This window comes from Vibrio sp. TH_r3, from assembly GCF_033101115.1.
Lineage (GTDB): Bacteria > Pseudomonadota > Gammaproteobacteria > Enterobacterales > Vibrionaceae > Vibrio.
This window is the reverse complement of record NZ_JAWMPW010000005.1, coordinates 142,704-160,936: the sequence shown is the minus strand read 5'-3', so window position 1 is coordinate 160,936 and position 18,233 is coordinate 142,704. Positions and strand designations below refer to the sequence as shown.

Genomic DNA, 18,233 nt, shown 5'->3' with positions numbered 1-18,233 from the left:
TTATCCTTCCGATTTCTTATCTCTGGCCAACAGATCTTGCGCGGCTAATCGCGCGTCTTTGCCTTGATATAATACTTGATATATTTGCTCAACTATTGGCATTTCAACACCCATACGAGCACAAAGCAACCACACTTCTTTAGTATTTCGATACCCCTCAACAACTTGACCTATTTCTTGTTGTGCGACATCAACATTTTTACCTTGCCCTAACGCCAAACCAAAACGGCGATTACGCGATTGATTGTCAGTACACGTCAACACTAAATCACCCAGACCCGCCATTCCCATAAAGGTCTCTTGTTGAGCGCCTAAAGCCGTTCCTAAGCGCGTCATTTCAGCCAGTCCACGTGTAATCAAAGCCGTTCTTGCATTTGCGCCAAAACCTATTCCATCAGACATCCCTGCTCCAATAGCGATCACGTTTTTCACCGCACCGCCAAGTTGCATTCCAATAAAGTCGTTATTGGCATAAACACGAAAGGTCTTATCACAATGAATTTTATCTTGCAGTTGCTCTAGAAATTCAGCGTCAGGAGAGGCAACCGCAATCGCGGTAGGCATACCTGCGGCTAGCTCTTTAGCAAACGTAGGACCAGATAACACTGCTAGGGGATAGTCATCGCCAACAATATCGTGAGCCACATCTTGCAGTAATCGTCCTGTTTCTGGTTCTAACCCTTTGGTTGCCCAACAAATACGACTATCACTTCTTAAGTGAGGTTTAAGGCTATTAAGAACGGTACCAAATACATGACTTGGCACTACAATCAACAGATCTCGGCTTGCTTGTACAGCTTTCGCTAAGTCAGACTCAATCAACAAAGTGTCAGGAAAAGCAATCTCTGGCAAGAACGCATGATTAGCACGATCATTCTGCAACGTACCCATATGCTCAGGGTCATGTCCCCACAAAACAATATTATCGCCATTTCGAGCCAATGAAATGGCCAGCGATGTTCCATATGAACCTGCTCCGATCACTGTCATTGCAATCTCTTTTCCGTAGGCATTATTTTGTTTAGTAGACATGAGCACTTCCTGAATCTATATGTAAACACTTGTCGTTAGCTAATATACCGAACCTAACAAATATCTCTGCAATTAACTAAGATTAAGATAAAAAATGCACAAGCGCGTAGCATTGTGCATTTTCTCTATCTTAATGACTTTCTTTTGATACTTGGGTCACCGTTTTATTATTTAAATAACTAAACCATCATTTAAGCAACGAAACAGTGATGCATAGAAAGTTTTAACTATTATGCGTCAGCTTCTGATTTATCTTCAGTTTTCGCTTGGTTCTGTAGGTAGTTCATAAACAGAGCGTCGAAGTTAACTGGTGCTAAGTTAAGTTGTGGGAAAGTTCCTTTAACCACTAAGCTTGAGATAGTTTCACGTGCATATGGGAAAAGGATGTTAGGGCAGAAAGCACCTAAACAATGAGCAAGTTGACCTGCTTCCATTTTTTCAGCAGTAAAGATACCACCTTGCTGAACTTCACAAAGAAAACCGGTTTCTTCTTGATTCTTAACCGTTACCGTCAAACGTAAAACAACTTCGTAAACACCTTCACCTAATTCTCTACTTTGAGTATCTAGATCTAATTTAACATCTGGATTCCACTCTTGTTGAAAAATAGTTGGAGAGTTAGGAGCTTCAAAAGATACATCTTTTAAGAAGATACGTTGGATAGTGAAGTTCTGTTGGTTTTCTTGCGGTGCTGCTTCAGCCATTTTAAATTTTCCTTAATTTTGAATCTTGTATAAAAATTCTGTTAGTCCACTTTTAGGACGATATTTGAGTAAATATTGAGACAAATGTTGCCAAGCGACTCAGTGATCTCGTTATTTTTTACCACGAATAAGCGGCATTTTCGCCTCGCTCCACGCAAGAATGCCACCTTTAAGTAAGTGAACATTCTCAAAACCCGCTTTTGCTAACAGGTTTGCACTTTCGCTAGCGGTTTGACCTGTCTTACATACCACTGTAATTGGGTTTTGTTTGTATTTTTCAAGGCTTGCCAACGATCCTGATTTGATATCTGATGGTAAAACGTGAACTGAACTAGTAATGTGCCCTTGTTTGAATTCATCTTTCGTGCGGAGATCAACAACAACACCTTCATCTTTATTGATGAATTGAGTCAGCTGCGCAGGAGAAATGGTTTTATATCGAGCGGTAGAGGTTTTATAGATGTTCAATATAAGCGCCACAACGATACCCACAAAGGCCATAGCGAGCAGCATGTTGCCTTGTATAAAATCAATATATTCTTGCATTTCTAATACTCTTACAAATTGTGGGCTAAGCCCTGATTACAAATTTAAAGCGTGAGTATAACTAGGATACGACTTATAGGCGAGAGCGGATCGCAATTCAAACCTAGAAATGGGGATATGATCTTTGATTTTTTGCAATACCTATTAGATCAATAGTAATAACCTACTTTCATTATTGCGAATAATTCGCAACAATACCCCTATATTAAGCAGCGGCTTCTATACTTATCAGATAATCAGAACTTAGTAGATGATTAAGACTGAAAGCAAGCAACAACATATACCGATCATTATTTGATCTTAGACTACAGTTTTAGGGTAAAAGTGTAGTAAAGTTACGCTAATTTATTTTTAAAGTTACTATGAATTTGACGAGGTCATAACTATGTCAGCTAAGAAGCCAATGGCTCTAGTAATTCTTGATGGTTGGGGATACCGTGAAGATAACGAAAGCAATGCAATTAATAATGCAAATACACCGTTTATGGATAGTTTGTTTGCAAACCAACCCAATACCCTTATCTCAGCCTCAGGCTTAGATGTTGGCTTACCTGATGGTCAAATGGGTAACTCAGAAGTTGGTCACACTAATATCGGCGCTGGTCGTGTTGTTTATCAAGATCTAACTCGCATCACAAAATCTATCGCTGATGGCGAATTCCAACACAATGAAACTCTAGCTGCTGCTATCGACAAAGCAGTAAAAGCAGATAAAGCCGTTCACATTATGGGCTTAATGTCTCCTGGTGGCGTACATAGCCACGAAGACCACATCTATGCTGCAATTGAAATGGCAGCAGGGCGTGGCGCAGAAAAAATCTATCTGCATTGCTTCCTAGACGGACGTGACACACCACCACGTAGTGCTAATAATTCCTTGCAACGCTTCCAAGATCTATTTACTAAATTAGGTAAAGGACGCATCGCTTCTCTAGTCGGTCGTTACTACGCAATGGATCGCGATAACAACTGGGATCGAGTAGAAAAAGCCTACAACTTATTAACCGAAGCGAAAGCAGAATTCAGCTATGACTCGGCTGTTTCTGGGCTTGAAGCCGCTTATGCTCGTGATGAAAACGATGAATTTGTTCAACCAACCGAATTAAAAGCAGCAGGCGAAGAATCAGCAGCAATCGAAGATGGCGATGCAGTTATCTTTATGAACTACCGTGCTGACCGTGCTCGTGAAATTACTCGTACCTTTGTACCTGAATTTGATGGTTTTGAACGTTCTAAATTCCCTGCCGTTGATTTTGTTATGCTAACTCAATACGCAGCGGATATTCCTTTACTTTGTGCTTTCCCACCAGCATCACTAGAAAACACCTTTGGTGAGTGGTTATCTAAAGCAGGAAAAACTCAACTTCGTATTTCTGAAACAGAAAAATACGCACATGTAACATTCTTCTTCAACGGCGGCAAAGAAAACGAATTTGCAGGTGAAGAGCGTAGCTTAGTTGCTTCACCAAAAGTAGCAACTTACGATCTACAACCAGAAATGAGTTCGGAAGAACTAACAGATAAACTTGTTGCTGCAATCAAATCAGGTAAATACGACAACATTATCTGTAACTATCCTAACCCAGATATGGTTGGCCATACTGGTGTTTACGAAGCAGCAAAACAAGCAATCGAAGCCATTGATGTTTGTATCGCAAGAGTGGTTGCCGCAATAAAAGAGGCCGACGGTCAATTACTGATCACTGCCGACCATGGTAACGCCGAAATGATGGTAGACCCAAAAACTGGCGGTATACATACTGCTCATACCAATCTACCGGTTCCACTTATCTATGTAGGTAACAAAGATGTACAGTTTACCAAAGGTGGCAAACTGTCAGATTTAGCACCAACAATGCTTAAATTAACCGATATGGATATTCCTGCGGAAATGAGCGGCCAGGTACTGGTTTAATTAAGCTATAAGCTTAGGTTATAAAACCATAAGCTCAAAAAACACAGCAAAGCTCAGCGATACCATTCGCTGAGCTTTTTTATTTACTCAGTTTTTATCCAGACGATTTAATAAAATCATTTAACACCAATTGTAATTAGTCTATCCGACAGTAAAATTAGACTTGATAAAACACGTTAGTCAGCAAAAAGAACACCTCTCGACCCGATCACCAATAGAACGTATACTGGTTTTTTATTGACGTTTTTTTCATGATAATTTCAGAATGACACTATTACATAAAGACCAAAATTTACGTAAATACAAAAACGCCCTATTGACGTTTTTCAGAACCAGCAGAAACCTCTTTTTTTGTTGTATGATCGTGTTATTTTCAACTCTAAGTTTTGCCAATCAAGACGAATTGAATGGCGTAAAAAATGAAATTTCTCGTCAGAAAAGTGCAGTGACATCTCAACAAAAAGAGCTAAATAAACTACAGCAGTCACTGAAGAAACAAGAGTTATCTATCTCATCATTAGGTAAAGAAATAACCAAGACACAAACACTCCTTAATCAAGCCAATAAAAATCTAGCCCAATTTACTCAACAAAAATCCGACTTAGAACAAACCAAAAAAGAGCAACAACAAACGCTAGAACAGCTGATAAGAACGTATTACGTCATAAAAAGAAGTAATGATACGACAGGCATTATTAAACACGGTCAAGATGAACAACAAGATAGAATCAGTCAATACTTTCAACATTTAGCTAAAGCGAGAGCGGAAACCATACAAGCTCTAGATTTGACCAGTAAGCAATTGGATGAAAAAAATAAGCAATTGCTGCAAGAACAACAACAAATCCAAGCGCTATTGGCACAGAAGACCAAAAAACGAGATGCTTTAGCTCAGTCGCAAAACGAACGTAAAAAGACCGTAACAAAAATCCAAAGCAATATTTCTAGCGATAAGCATTACCTTGCCGAACTGCAACGCAACGAGTCTCGCTTAAGATCAGAAATAGCCAAAGCAGCCAAACGAAACACGGTTCCAATGGATGGATTGGCAAAACAAAAAGGCAAACTACCGTGGCCACTAAAAGGCAAGGTATTGCATAGCTATGGGACCAAACAAAGTGGTCAAATTAACTGGAAAGGTTTGGTTATAGATGCTCAGTATGAACAACCGGTGAAAGCTGTCTATTCCGGTACCGTGGTGTTTGCAGAGTATTTAAGAGGCTATGGGTTAGTGGTGTTACTAGACCATGGCAAAGGCGATATGACCCTTTATGGCTACAATCAAACCTTGTTAAAAATAGAGGGCGATAAAGTTAAAGCGGGAGAAACCATCGCGCTTGCGGGTAATACTGGCGGACAACCTCAGGCATCACTTTATTTTGAAATTAGAAGAAACAGTAAAACACAAAACCCTAAAAGCTGGCTGGTCAGATAAAAGTAGGCTACATCGCCTTTGATAACAAAGAGCTTGATAACAAAGAGCTTGATAACAAAGAGCTTGTCTAGCAATAAACAAGCTCTGTAATCCTGTCTTTCAACTAATAAGAGTCCACTTAATAAAAGAGTTTACTTAATAAAAGGCTTCTATTTTTTCAATCAAACTATTAATTTCATTGGCAGGTAAGGCGTTAATTCCTGCTGCTGCAGCTCTGCCTCCGCCAGTTGCGAATTGAGAACAAACTTCACCCGCACCTTGTTTATTATTTAACGGCGCACGTAAAGACACGGTATAAGTACCATCACTATTTTGCGTAAGTACCGCATGAGCAGAATCCGCATTTTGATTGGCCAGTAAATTACCATAAACGCCGCTAATTCTTCGAGAAGCTGGGGTATCTGGCAGTTCAAATACACTTAATTTACTACTGCTATGCAATGCTTGAATAGCGAGCACTTTATCCAAATCCTGTTGATACGCCGACTGCAATTTATAAAAAGGTGAGCTTTTATCGGCTATGACATCCAAAGGCGAAGCATATTGCAATAAAGCAGTATACAGATCAGCTGGATGATAATGTAGATCGTCTACTTTTGCGCCATAGCCATTGTAATTTATCAATGTACCGAGTTCTTTTAAAGCGCTGCTTTCTTCTACCGATAAACCCGCCGCTACCGCGAGTTGATCGGCTTTGGCAATCAAGTTGTCACCATAGGCAGCAGTAATTGCCCATAAGTGAAACTGTCCTTGCAATAGCTTATCGATGATGAGAGCTGTACAAGTATTGGCATCTAAATCGATATGAGCATCCAAATTTTCATTCGATGGAATATCACCTGATTGATGATGATCGGCATAAAAAACATTCGCGCCACTTTCCAATACAGATAGTAAGGCGGCACTATTTTTCGCCATAGAAATATCGAGTACGGTTAAAGTATCTTCGGATGTGGCCTGAACCTTAGCCACAAGATTAATATCGCGCTTAACACCCGTCACCAAAGTTGACTGTATTGGATTAGCCAATCTAAGTTGTAACAATGCGATAATACCGTCAGCATCACCGTTAAAAATATCGTAATTCATGCGTGTTCCTAATCGTTCATCGCTTTAATGCCATCTTCTAAAAGTTGGATTTGCTCTCTTCCCATTTGCGTTGTATGTGGTTTTACCACCGCAATCATTTGCAACATACCTTGATGTATTATCTGTTCGGTTATTTCAGTTTTTAAAGACATGGCAGAACGGTATCCAAGCCAGCTAGAAGCCACCAAGTGTAACGTAGTCACTAAGGATATCGCTTCTTGTTTGTCTACATCAAGCAACTTTAACTCAACAAAGCCAACGAAAATAGCGTGTAAATTTTTACGCAGCTTCTCTTGCACACTCAAATAACGCTCATGCAAACTTTCATCTCTTTGTAAAATTTCAGGTAAGTTTGCATAAAAGAAGCGGTACTTCCACATAAGCGTAAAAATAGAATCTAAATAACGTTTAAGTAAAACTAAACTTTCTTCTTCTGATTCTACTGGGGTAAAACGCTCTAACAACTCGGCAGAATAACAATCAAAAATATCACGTACAATTTCCTGCTTATTTCTAAAATGATAATAGAGATTACCCGGACTGATCTCGATGTGAGCAGCAATATGATTGGTGGTAATGTTACGCTCACCATGTTCATTAAACAGTTCTAGACTGGCTAAAACAATCTTATCTCTTGTTTTCATTTTTTTATCCAAGCTATTATTGTTTAAGCTATTTTATTATAGAAAGCTCATTTATTAGTTTTAAACTTAACGCTAACAAGCACATACTCTAGCAAGTATAAGCAGAAAACATAAATTCTTAAAGCAGAGAAGATGAGCTATTCAATCACGTTAAAGCCCTTTTCTCTCAATTCCATGGCAAATTGTCGCTGCGCTTGTTTTTCGCCATGAATTAAATGAATTTGTTTTGGTTTGATAGCAATACCATCGATAAACGAATGTAAATCATGCTTATCAGCATGAGCCGAATAACCAGATAAGGTATGAATTTGAGCGTTAACTTCAACCTGTTCATTTTCAATCCATATTTTGTTTCCTGACGCACCTGCAGGTAGTGACTGCAATTCTCGTCCTAATGTATCGCTAGCTTGGTAACCCGCAAAAATAACATCAGTACGAGGATCACTTAACAACGCTTTTAAATAGCCAACAATTCTACCACCTTGGCACATACCAGAAGCAGCGACAACAATAGCCATTTCACCTGACTTGGCTAAGCGATTAACCAAGCGTTGATGGGAACGAAAATCCTCGATCGTAATACACTGCTCAAAAGCCAAAGGATGCCTATGTTGTCGTACTTTTGCTTTCGCTTCTTCTCCCCATAATTTTTTAAAACGACGATAAAATTGCGTCACTTTTTGGGCCATCGGGGAATCTAAAATAATAGGAACGGTGGCATCTATACCCGATTGAAAAATAAGTTGCTCAATATCAAATAATAATTCTTGAGTACGACCGACACTAAATGCAGGAATTAAAATAGTGCCGCCATTTTGCAATGAACAATTAATAATCTCTTTAAGACGCTCAGCCCGAGTATCGACAGCTTCATGTACACGGTCTGCGTAGGTTGATTCAATAAACAAGTAATCCGCCTTTTGCGGCTGAATAGGATCGGGTAATAATGCAGTATTACTCACCCCTAAATCACCAGAAAACACCGTTACGTTTGTATTCGATTGCTTTATTTCTACATACGCAGAACCCAAAATATGTCCCGCAGGACTGAATCGTATATAACAATATGGTTTTTCATTACTGTTTAGTTCTTTTAAACGACGACTTGGAGCAGAGATTCTATGCCAGCGTCCATAAGCAATACTGACCGTTCGTTTTCGGATCAAGGCTAAAATAGATTCTCGGTTATTTTTGCTCATTCCAAGTTGCAGCTTTAAGCCGTCATCAAGCATTAGTGGTAGCAATTCAGCTGTAGCAGGGGTGCAATAGATCGGTCCAGAATACCCTGCCGCAATAAGCCAAGGAATACGGCCAACATGATCAATATGAGCGTGAGTTACAATCACAGCGGAGATACGATGAATGGGAAAGTCAACCGCTAGTGGTTGGCTATCTTTACCTTGGGACTGACCACAGTCAATAAGAAGACTGTGATGTCGACTATAGAAAAATTCATGGCACGAACCGGTAACCGTATTTTTGCCACCATGATGGATAACTTTCATTGCCTGCTCCTGCTGTTATTTGATTCTTGACATCATTTGGTGCTTAAAACATTTGGCTTAAAACAACAGGTTCAAGATACCGATATAACAAGAGTAAAAAACAAGCATGATGAAAGGTTGTGAGAGAAGTCTTTGATATACCAACTCTCTCCACTTTAAAATGGAGAGAGATCAGATAACAACGAGATAAGATGACAAGCGATTAATCTGAGCCGAACAGATCTCGTGTATAAACTTTATCGGCTACATCGGAAATTTCATCCATCATGCGGTTTGAAACAATTACATCAGACATTTGTTTAAACGCTTCTAAATCCGCAATGACTTTCGAATGGAAAAAATGTTCCTCTTTTAGCACTGGCTCATAAACTACAACTTCAATGCCTTTTGCTTTCAAACGCTTCATTATCCCTTGAATAGAAGAAGCACGGAAATTATCCGAACCTGCTTTCATTATCAAACGATAAATCCCAACCACTTTAGGTTGGCGGCTAATAATAGAATCGGCAACAAAATCTTTTCGTGTTCTATTCGCATCGACAATCGCACCAATAATGTTATTAGGTACATTTTGATAATTAGCTAAAAGCTGTTTGGTATCTTTCGGCAAGCAATAACCACCATAACCGAAAGAGGGGTTATTGTAATGATTACCAATACGTGGATCTAAGCCCACACCTTGAATAATTTGACGAGAATCTAACCCTTGAGCTTCCGCATAAGAATCCAGTTCATTGAAATAAGCGACACGTAACGCAAGGTAAGTATTAGAGAATAATTTAACCGCTTCAGCTTCAGTAGAGTCAGTAAATAACACCGGCACATCTTGTTTCTCTGCACCTTCAAGTAGCAAGTCAGCAAATACTTTGGCCCGCTCGCTTTGTTCTCCAACAATAATACGCGACGGATGCAAGTTATCGAACAAAGCACGCCCTTCACGTAAAAATTCCGGTGAAAAAATCAGATTTTCACAGCCAAATTCTTGCTTAGTTTGTTCGGTATATCCAACAGGAACAGTCGATTTAATCACCATAACTGCATTTGGATTGATAGACGATACCTGCTTAATGACCGCTTCAACTGACGAAGTATTAAAGTAGTTAGTTTGCGGATCATAATCGGTCGGTGTGGCAATAATAACGTAATCTGCACCTTGGTACGCAAGCTCTGCATCTAGCGTAGCCGTGAAATTAAGTTGTTTATTTAGTAAAAAATCTTCAATCTCCGCATCCACAATCGGCGATTGTTTTTTGTTTAACATTGCTACTTTTTCAGCAACAATATCAACCGCTACAACCTGATGATTTTGCGCCAGTAACATTGCGTTCGATAGGCCAACATAGCCCGTACCTGCTATTGCTATTTTCATTTTAAACCTTCTAGTTCAGGCTATTTTACTCTGTCGCCAGAGCCTTTGCCGATTACCGTTTGAATAATATAAATAAAGTAACTCGACAAGGTCAATGAATCGATCATTTTTGCATCCCAAGTAGCGAGTTTTTCGGGAGTAGACATATCAATATCGTTGACTTGTGCTAAGCCAGTAATTCCAGGGCGCACGTCAAATACACCTCTATTATCCCTTTCACGAATCAGTTCCGTTTGATTAAATAAGCAAGGCCTTGGCCCGACTAAACTCATATCGCCTTTTAATACATTAATCAACTGGGGGAGTTCATCCAATTTGGTTTTTCGTAACACAGCACCCAATTTAGTTATCGAGGTACCACTAGCCAAATGAGTAGCAACGGATGCGGTTTCTACACCCATGGTTCTAAACTTTATTAAGATAAATGGTTTTTTATGTCGACCAACTCTCTGCTGAAAAAAAATCGGTGAACCGGTATCAAAATAGCCTAACAAGGTTACAACAATTAACACTGGCCATAAAAATAACAGGCCAAAGAATGAAAACACTAAGTCCAACGATCGTAAAAACATTAATAAGTCACTGTTTGATTTATATATAAAGATGAATAATTTTACTCGAGTAAATAAGCGTGAGATTCTACCTTATTTATTGTATTAAGAATGTTACTCGACACAATATTTTTATTTCAATAAGAAATCATCCACTGTTTTCTGTATACCTTGCGTAAAATCTACCGGTGGCGTCCAATCTAATTTATGTTTAGTTTGACTAACATCAACCTGTAAACTGTCACATAGTCGTTGACCAATAGCCGCTTTACCGATCATTTTTGTTGCAAACATGATCCATTTAGTAGGAATCGGCAACAAAACATTTTTTTTCTCCATCGAACTAGCTATCGCTCTTAATAATTCAGTAACCGACACATCATTATCGTCTGAAACAAGAAACGTACAGCCGGGCGCATTATTGTGTTCACATGCTGTCAAAATCACATCAACAAGATTATCTAAAAAAATCAAACTTCTTTGATTGTTAATCGCACCTAAAGGTAATGGCCACCCTTTATAAACCAGCTTCATCATAGAATTAAAATTAGCTTTCACTCCGGGCCCGTAAACTAATGGCGGACGAATAATGACTACTTCTAAACCTGTTTCGTGAGCGATTTCCTGTAAACCTATTTCAGCATTATATTTACTCAGACCATAAGGATCTGTTGGCGCGACATGTACAGTCGGTTTAAAGGGTTGTCCAACTTGTGTCGATTCACCATTCACTTTAATCGAGCTTATAAAAACAAAACGCTTAACGCCTGCCTGAGCAGCTTGTCTAGCCAGATGCAGAGTAGCAAGGGTATTGACCTGATGATAAGCCAATTTTGTATCCGCTTCCAATTCATTCATTTGATGAACACGAGCGGCACAATGAACAATGCAATCTATCTCTACAAAAGCCCCCGACCAATCTGTATGTTCAGTTAACTCTGCAACCTCGAAATATGCCTTGTTGGTGATTTCTTTATCAAAAGAAACTCGACGTTTAACCTCAATACAATCCCATTCTCGTTCAAAAGCAAGTTGAACAAGCCGGCTACCGACAAAACCACTGCTCCCCGTAACTAATAGTTTCACATTTCTACTCACGCGTTATTATTTTGCACAAATAATAACACTTACCCTTAACACCTGTCGTCTTTAACCATTGCTTTATTAGGACTTCTCTGGCTTAAAACTCTCAAGCAGATTACAATACGGTCGCTATATAAAAATAATTATCACAGTTAGGCTTTGTTGATGTTCAATCCAATTCAAAATTTACTCAATGCTAATCGAAAACGTAAACGATTTATTAGTATGTCATATGACATTCTTGCAATTATGTTTTCGGTGTATTTATCGGTAGCACTTAGGCTGGGTATATTTACTTTCCCATTTCAAGCCGATGAGTTTTTTAGCCTCATCGTAACCGTAACTGTCACACTTTTATGCTTTATTAAACTTGGTATGTACAGAGCAGTATTGCGTTATATGACCTTTCCCGCTCTTGGAAACATTTTTTTAGCAGTAATAATTTCAGCCTTAACTTTGGCAATAAGTGGCTTTTTCTTTAAATCTTTCATTCCTCGCAGTGTGCCTTTTATTTATGCTGGTATCGCAATAATTACTCTAGGTGGCCCGAGAGTATTTATTCGCAGCATTTATTATCATTATTACAAAAGACAAAAACCGAATGTATTTGTTTATGGCGCTGGGGCAACAGGAAGAGACTTAACCTACGCTTTAATTCAAGGTGATGAATATCACCCTGTTGTTCTATTGGATGATGATAAAAGCAAAGCTGGACAAATAATGTTCGGCATTAGAGTTCATCACAGCTCAGATTTTGAAAGCCTTCAAGCGCTTTATCAACCTGTCAAACTGTTGCTTGCAATCAACAACATTGAAAAAAACAAACGCCTAAAATTAGTAGAGAAACTCTCTGCTTTACCCATTGAAATACAATCTGTGCCATCAGTAGAAGATATTGCCACAGGCAAAGCTAAATCGACTGAAGTTAGAGATCTTGATGTAGCAGACCTTTTAGGTCGAGCTCCAGTGGAACCAAACAGCGATTTATTGAGCAAAAATATTACTAGTAAAAACGTAATGGTTACGGGTGGAGGCGGCTCTATTGGCTCAGAGTTGTGTCGACAAATTCTTAAGCAAAACCCTAAAACATTGGTGCTGCTTGAACTTAATGAATACAACCTATATAAGATTGACCAAGAACTGCAAACTGTAAAAAACACGCTAAAACTTGATACCATCATTGTGGCGGCACTCGGAACGGTCCAACGCCAAAATCGAGTACAAAAACTGATGGAGTCTTATCAAATAGAAACGGTTTATCATGCTGCTGCTTATAAGCATGTTCCTTTAGTGGAAAATAATATAGTAGAAGGTATTCGCAATAATGTTTTTGGTACATTAGCCGCCGCCCAAGCTGCCATTGAAGCCAAGGTAACGAATTTCACTTTAATCTCCACAGATAAAGCGGTTCGTTCCACCAACGTGATGGGCGCAAGTAAGCGTATGGCAGAACTGGTGCTGCAAGCTTTAGCCAGCAAATCTACCGCTACTACCTTCACCATGGTTCGGTTTGGTAACGTTCTAGGTTCATCAGGTTCAGTAGTGCCACTATTTAAACAACAAATTAAACAAGGTGGGCCAGTTACCGTTACTCATCCAGATATTATTCGCTATTTCATGCTTATTCCAGAAGCGGCCCAACTAGTGATACAAGCGGGTGCAATAGGCAATAACGGCCAAGTTTTTGTATTAGATATGGGTGAGCCTGTCAAAATATTGGATTTAGCGAAACGGATGATCCACCTAATGGGTTATAAGGAAAATATTAACGGCCAACCTGAAGAAGATGAAATGGAGATCAAATTTGTTGGTCTCCGCCCAGGGGAAAAGCTATATGAAGAATTGCTTATCGGCGATAATGTAGCAGGCACTGACCATTCTAAAATATTAACCGCAGATGAAGAAAAACTGAGTTGGGAAGAGATGGAGCCAATATTGGCTCAATTAGATGTATGCTGTCATGAATTTGATGTCAATTGCATTAAAAGAATTTTGCTTGAAGTACCAACGGGTTATGCACCAAAAGAAGAAGACTAAATGAAAGTATTACATCTATATAGAACATGTTACCCAGAAACTAAGGGAGGCCTTGAACAAGCCATACGTTATATTTGTAAAGGTACTGCCGAGTTAGGAGTAGAGAATACTATTCTAACGTTAGGAGATTCTAACAAAGATTATCTATATGAAAATTATCGAATAATTGTTGTTAAAAAAGACCTTGAAATATCATCTAACGGTTTTTCCCTTAGACTCATATCTACTTTCATCAAATTAAGTCGTACTCACGACATTATCCATTACCAATATCCTTGGCCTACAGGTGATCTTCTTAGTTTATTCGCTCCCAAAAAACCATCTTTGGTAAGCTATCAATCGGATATTGTAAAACAAAAAATTCTAAAAAAATTATACTGGCCGCTTGAGCAACGCTTTCTATCTAAAGTTGACCGAATTATGGCTAGTTCACCGCAATATGCAGAAACCAGTCATAATCTAATAAAATTTAAAGATAAGGTCGAGATAATACCACTAGCGATAGATGAGAGCAGTTACCCTGCAGTATCGAATGACAATTTAGAAAAATGGCAACACAAAGTCGGAGAAGGCTTTTTCTTATTCATAGGGGTATTGCGATATTATAAAGGGTTACATTATTTGTTAGAAGCTGCCAACATAAATAAACTACCAGTTGTTATTGCAGGTGATGGGCCAGAACGTAAAGCACTACAAGATTATATAGACAAGCATAACTTGACTAATATAAAAATGGTTGGATTTATAAGTGAAGAAGATAAAGCATCTCTTCACACCTTATCGAAAGCATTTGTATTCCCATCTCATCTTCGTTCGGAAGCCTTTGGAATATCTCTGGTAGAAGCACAGATGTATAGCAAACCTATCGTTAGCTGTGATATCGGCACAGGTTCATCGTATGTAAACATCAATAACCAAACTGGCTATACTGTAGAGCCTGAAAATGCCATGGCATTTTCCAATGCTATGATAAAAATAAATGACAACATAGCTTTATGTAACGAACTTGGACAAAACTCAAGAAAACGCTTCGAAGATAACTTCACTTCGAAGCGCTATGCCAAAAATTATATCGATAGTTATAATTCGCTGTTAAATAGATCTATTGTTGAATAGCGCTAGCTCTCTCTAATATTTCTCTAGCTGTATTTTCCCAAGAAAACTGTTCAGCTCTAGCCAAACCATCAGCAACCAATTTTTCTCGCAATTGTTGATTGCTGATGACCTCCGCCATTGCATGTCTAATTTCAGATATATTATTAGGGTCTACCAACATCGCACTATTATTAGCAACTTCAGCCGTTGCTCCTATATTTGAAGTAATAACGGCGACACCAGAAGCCATAGCTTCAATAACAGGAAGCCCAAATCCTTCATACAATGATGGATAAACAAATAACTTCGCAGAGGCATAAAGCAATCTAAGTTCTGAATCCGACACATAACCGGTAAATATTATTTGTTGTTTATCAATTAAATTTTTCGCTTCATCAAATAACTCTGAATTTTTCCAACCCTGATCTCCAACAAGAACCAGAGGGATACTTCGGCGAGTTTCCTCAGGTAATAATTTATAGGCTCTGACCAATTGCTGTAAATTTTTTCTTGGTTCTAAAGTTGCTACACTTAAAATAAATTTATTATAACCAATGTTATGAGAAGATAAAAATGAGACACAGTCCTGTACAGGGTAATGTTTAAAAGTCTTAGCTACGCCTAAATAAACACAAGAAGAATTAGATTTTGTCGCGGGGTAAAGAGAGTTAAGCTCCATCAGTATAAAATGAGAATCAACAATAATATGATCGGATTTATTTATCGACTCTTTTATTTTATCTTTCAAGAAATCTACTCGTGTAACAGGATGAAACTCAGGGTGAGATATAAATGATAAATCATGAATAGTTGTAATGGTTTTACCATTATAGTCAAAAGGAATAAAACTAGGCTCAAAATAAATATAACCTTGTTCAGCCAAAAACTTTAAAGTTCTTTTAGAACGAATCGAGAGTAATTTATTTTTAAGACTATATACCCCTGGAATATTTCTTAATAATTCAACACATGATCTCTTTATTTTCGATGGTTTTTGAATGACAGGCTCAGGATTAGAGAACGCCTCAACTAACTCTCCGAGTTGGACTTTGTCTAACATAGAACCATTCTTTACCCCTACAATTTCAATGTTCTTTGATAAAAGCTCTATTAAGATATTTAAAGTGTAGTACCCAATTCCAGTGAGTGGTCGGCGTATAGGTGATACATTAATTAATAATTTATTTTGCATAAAACATATCTGATAAAGTTTTGTCTATATTTATTGTAGAGGAGAATCCAGTAAGAGATTTCAGTTTTTCATTATTTCCACCAAGAACTTTTATTTCATTCTGTCGAACGAAATCTGGATTAATTTCCACGTTGATTTTATAGCCCGCTATTTTTTCAACTTTAGATATAATTTCATTTAAAGTAATCACTTTACCCGAACAAAGGTTTACTAGCTCTGAGTTAGCATCAGATTCTAGCAAAGATACATAAGCTTTTGATATATCTCTAACATCGCTAAAATCACGAGCCACATCTATATTTCCTAACTCGATAGTCGTTGCACCTTTTTTAAAATGTGACACAATTTTGGGTATCAGAAAATTTTTAGCTTGGCCAGGACCAGTGTAATTAAAAGGTCTAGTAATCAAAATAGGATAAGTATCAAACCACAACTTAGCCATATATTCCATCGACAATTTACTCATTGCATAATGATTAACTGGAGAAGGCAGAACAGATTCATCTATTTTTTCTATATTTTCAGGGTTTCCGTAGATATTAGCACTACTCGCTAAAATTATTTTTTTTACAGGGAGTTGTAATTCTTTAGCCGACTCAAGCAGATTAAGCGCACCAAATACATTTACATTATAAAATGCAGTTTGATCACTATGTCCAACAAATGAGATAGCCGCTAAGTGAATAATATAATCAGGCTTAACCTTACTCAGACAATGTAAAACAGCTTGCTTATCGGTCAAATCACAATCTACTTGATCATTATTAGCACCCGAATGAACTAAACCTACAACGTCATATCCGTTACTCATAAGCTCTTGTGCAACATACTTTCCAGTAAATCCATCAGAACCGGTTAATAAAACTTTCTTCATATACATAACCTCAGATAAAAAAATAGTGGCTCACAGAATATTCTGCAGCCACTATTAAATGTAAATAAATCAACCTAAATAAAGCTTTATTTAAAAAGAAAAGCCTTGTTCATTACGACGTAGATCTGCTTCAACCATCATAGCACAAAGCTCTTCTAGAGTTGTTTTAGGCTTCCAACCTAACTCTTTCATTGCTTTCTCTGGATTACCGATGAGCAACTCCACTTCTGCTGGACGATAAAACTTAGGGTTAACCTTAACAACTACATTCCCTGTTGCTTTATTTACTGCCGTTTCATTTTCTTCAGAGCCACTCCATTCCAAATCAATATCGGCTGCTTTAAATGCCATTGTTACAAAATCTCGTACGGTTTCTGTACGGTTTGTAGCAAGTACATAGGTATCTGGCTTTTCAGCTTGTAACATACGCCACATACCTTCAACATAATCTTTTGCGAAACCCCAATCGCGTTTAGCATCCATATTACCTAACTCAAGTACGTCGAGTTTACCAAGTTTGATTTTTGCTACGGAATCCGTAATTTTTCGAGTGACAAACTCTTGACCACGTAATGGAGACTCATGGTTAAATAAAATACCACTAGTCGCAAACATATCATAAGATTCGCGATAGTTAATCACCATCCAGTGGGCATACAATTTCGCAACACCATAAGGGCTACGTGGATAAAATGGTGTGCTTTCTTTTTGTGGAATTTCTTGCACCTTGCCAAACATCTCAGATGTCGATGCTTGATAAAACTTGATTTTTGAATTCACTATGCGAATAGCTTCTAGAAGATTTACTGGGCCAATACCTGTTATTTCGCCAGTTGTTAAAGGCTGATCAAAGGAAACCCCAACAAAACTTTGTGCAGCCAGGTTATACACCTCTGTTGCTTTACTTTCTTGAAGTAGACGAATACTCGACGATAAATCGGTTAAATCGTATTCTACCAATTCTAAATTTGGATTATTTTTAATTCCAAGCTCTTCAATACGCCAAAAGTTTACCGAACTAGTTCGACGATACGTACCGTATACTTTGTAGCCTTTTTCTAGCAACAATTCAGCTAAATAAGCTGCATCTTGGCCTGTAATACCTGTAATAACTGCTGTTTTCATTAGGGACTCATTAAAATTCATTAGCAAACTATAAAAC

The 18,233-nt window shown here is 38.2% G+C and carries 16 protein-coding genes; 4 read left to right on the top strand and 12 right to left on the bottom strand.

Annotated elements, in window-relative coordinates; translation table 11 throughout:
- From gpsA to R3X26_RS07375, 3 genes are all read right to left on the bottom strand, one after another.
- Window positions 1-1,032, bottom strand: a complete 1,032-nt coding sequence (gene gpsA, locus R3X26_RS07385) for an NAD(P)H-dependent glycerol-3-phosphate dehydrogenase (RefSeq protein ID WP_317716576.1) — start codon at window positions 1,030-1,032, stop codon at window positions 1-3.
- A 230-nt stretch (window positions 1,033-1,262) separates the two neighbouring features.
- Complete coding sequence (gene secB / locus R3X26_RS07380; protein WP_317716575.1) at window positions 1,263-1,736, bottom strand: protein-export chaperone SecB; 474 nt, start codon at window positions 1,734-1,736, stop codon at window positions 1,263-1,265.
- Window positions 1,737-1,847: 111 nt separating this feature from the next.
- The gene (locus R3X26_RS07375; protein ID WP_317716574.1) at window positions 1,848-2,282 is read right to left on the bottom strand and encodes a rhodanese-like domain-containing protein; all 435 of its coding nucleotides are present in this window, start codon (window positions 2,280-2,282) and stop codon (window positions 1,848-1,850) included.
- Window positions 2,283-2,667: 385 nt separating this feature from the next.
- Between R3X26_RS07375 and gpmM the strand changes: the two genes are divergently transcribed.
- Window positions 2,668-4,197 (top strand): 2,3-bisphosphoglycerate-independent phosphoglycerate mutase, encoded by a 1,530-nt coding sequence (gpmM, locus tag R3X26_RS07370; RefSeq protein WP_317716573.1) that lies wholly within the window; start codon window positions 2,668-2,670, stop codon window positions 4,195-4,197.
- 358 nt (window positions 4,198-4,555) lie between these two features.
- Entirely contained in the window at window positions 4,556-5,632 is a 1,077-nt protein-coding gene (locus R3X26_RS07365) for a murein hydrolase activator EnvC family protein (RefSeq protein ID WP_317716612.1), read from the top strand.
- A 135-nt stretch (window positions 5,633-5,767) separates the two neighbouring features.
- Here R3X26_RS07365 and R3X26_RS07360 read toward each other — a convergent pair whose 3' ends face one another.
- From R3X26_RS07360 to R3X26_RS07335, 6 genes are all read right to left on the bottom strand, one after another.
- Window positions 5,768-6,721 carry a DHH family phosphoesterase gene (locus R3X26_RS07360; RefSeq protein WP_317716572.1) on the bottom strand — a complete coding sequence of 318 codons (954 nt, stop codon included), beginning with the start codon at window positions 6,719-6,721 and terminating at the stop codon, window positions 5,768-5,770.
- An 8-nt stretch (window positions 6,722-6,729) separates the two neighbouring features.
- Window positions 6,730-7,365 (bottom strand): TetR/AcrR family transcriptional regulator, encoded by a 636-nt coding sequence (locus R3X26_RS07355; RefSeq protein ID WP_317716571.1) that lies wholly within the window; start codon window positions 7,363-7,365, stop codon window positions 6,730-6,732.
- A gap of 137 nt (window positions 7,366-7,502) precedes the next feature.
- The gene (locus R3X26_RS07350; protein WP_317716570.1) at window positions 7,503-8,870 is read right to left on the bottom strand and encodes an MBL fold metallo-hydrolase; all 1,368 of its coding nucleotides are present in this window, start codon (window positions 8,868-8,870) and stop codon (window positions 7,503-7,505) included.
- Between the two features lie 202 nt (window positions 8,871-9,072).
- Window positions 9,073-10,239, bottom strand: a complete 1,167-nt coding sequence (locus R3X26_RS07345) for a nucleotide sugar dehydrogenase (RefSeq protein WP_317716569.1) — start codon at window positions 10,237-10,239, stop codon at window positions 9,073-9,075.
- Window positions 10,240-10,259: 20 nt separating this feature from the next.
- Window positions 10,260-10,811 carry a sugar transferase gene (locus R3X26_RS07340; protein ID WP_317716568.1) on the bottom strand — a complete coding sequence of 184 codons (552 nt, stop codon included), beginning with the start codon at window positions 10,809-10,811 and terminating at the stop codon, window positions 10,260-10,262.
- A gap of 111 nt (window positions 10,812-10,922) precedes the next feature.
- On the bottom strand, window positions 10,923-11,876 hold the full coding sequence (locus R3X26_RS07335; protein WP_317716567.1) for an SDR family oxidoreductase: 954 nt from the start codon (window positions 11,874-11,876) through the stop codon (window positions 10,923-10,925).
- 162 nt (window positions 11,877-12,038) lie between these two features.
- On the opposite strand from R3X26_RS07335, the gene R3X26_RS07330 reads away from it, so the two are divergent.
- Entirely contained in the window at window positions 12,039-13,910 is a 1,872-nt protein-coding gene (locus R3X26_RS07330) for a nucleoside-diphosphate sugar epimerase/dehydratase (RefSeq protein ID WP_317716566.1), read from the top strand.
- A complete protein-coding gene (locus R3X26_RS07325) occupies window positions 13,911-15,026 on the top strand; it encodes a glycosyltransferase (RefSeq protein WP_317716565.1) in 1,116 nt (371 codons plus the stop codon). It begins immediately after the preceding gene.
- Here R3X26_RS07325 and R3X26_RS07320 read toward each other — a convergent pair.
- From R3X26_RS07320 to gmd, 3 genes are all read right to left on the bottom strand, one after another.
- Window positions 15,013-16,197 (bottom strand): glycosyltransferase family 1 protein, encoded by a 1,185-nt coding sequence (locus R3X26_RS07320; protein ID WP_317716564.1) that lies wholly within the window; start codon window positions 16,195-16,197, stop codon window positions 15,013-15,015. The two genes, R3X26_RS07325 and R3X26_RS07320, sit on opposite strands and share 14 nt — an antisense overlap.
- Complete coding sequence (locus R3X26_RS07315; protein WP_317716563.1) at window positions 16,187-17,071, bottom strand: GDP-mannose 4,6-dehydratase; 885 nt, start codon at window positions 17,069-17,071, stop codon at window positions 16,187-16,189. Before R3X26_RS07315 ends, R3X26_RS07320 begins: the two co-directional genes overlap by 11 nt.
- Window positions 17,072-17,161: 90 nt before the next feature.
- Window positions 17,162-18,196, bottom strand: a complete 1,035-nt coding sequence (gene gmd / locus R3X26_RS07310) for a GDP-mannose 4,6-dehydratase (protein ID WP_317716562.1) — start codon at window positions 18,194-18,196, stop codon at window positions 17,162-17,164.
- Window positions 18,197-18,233 lie beyond the last annotated feature (37 nt).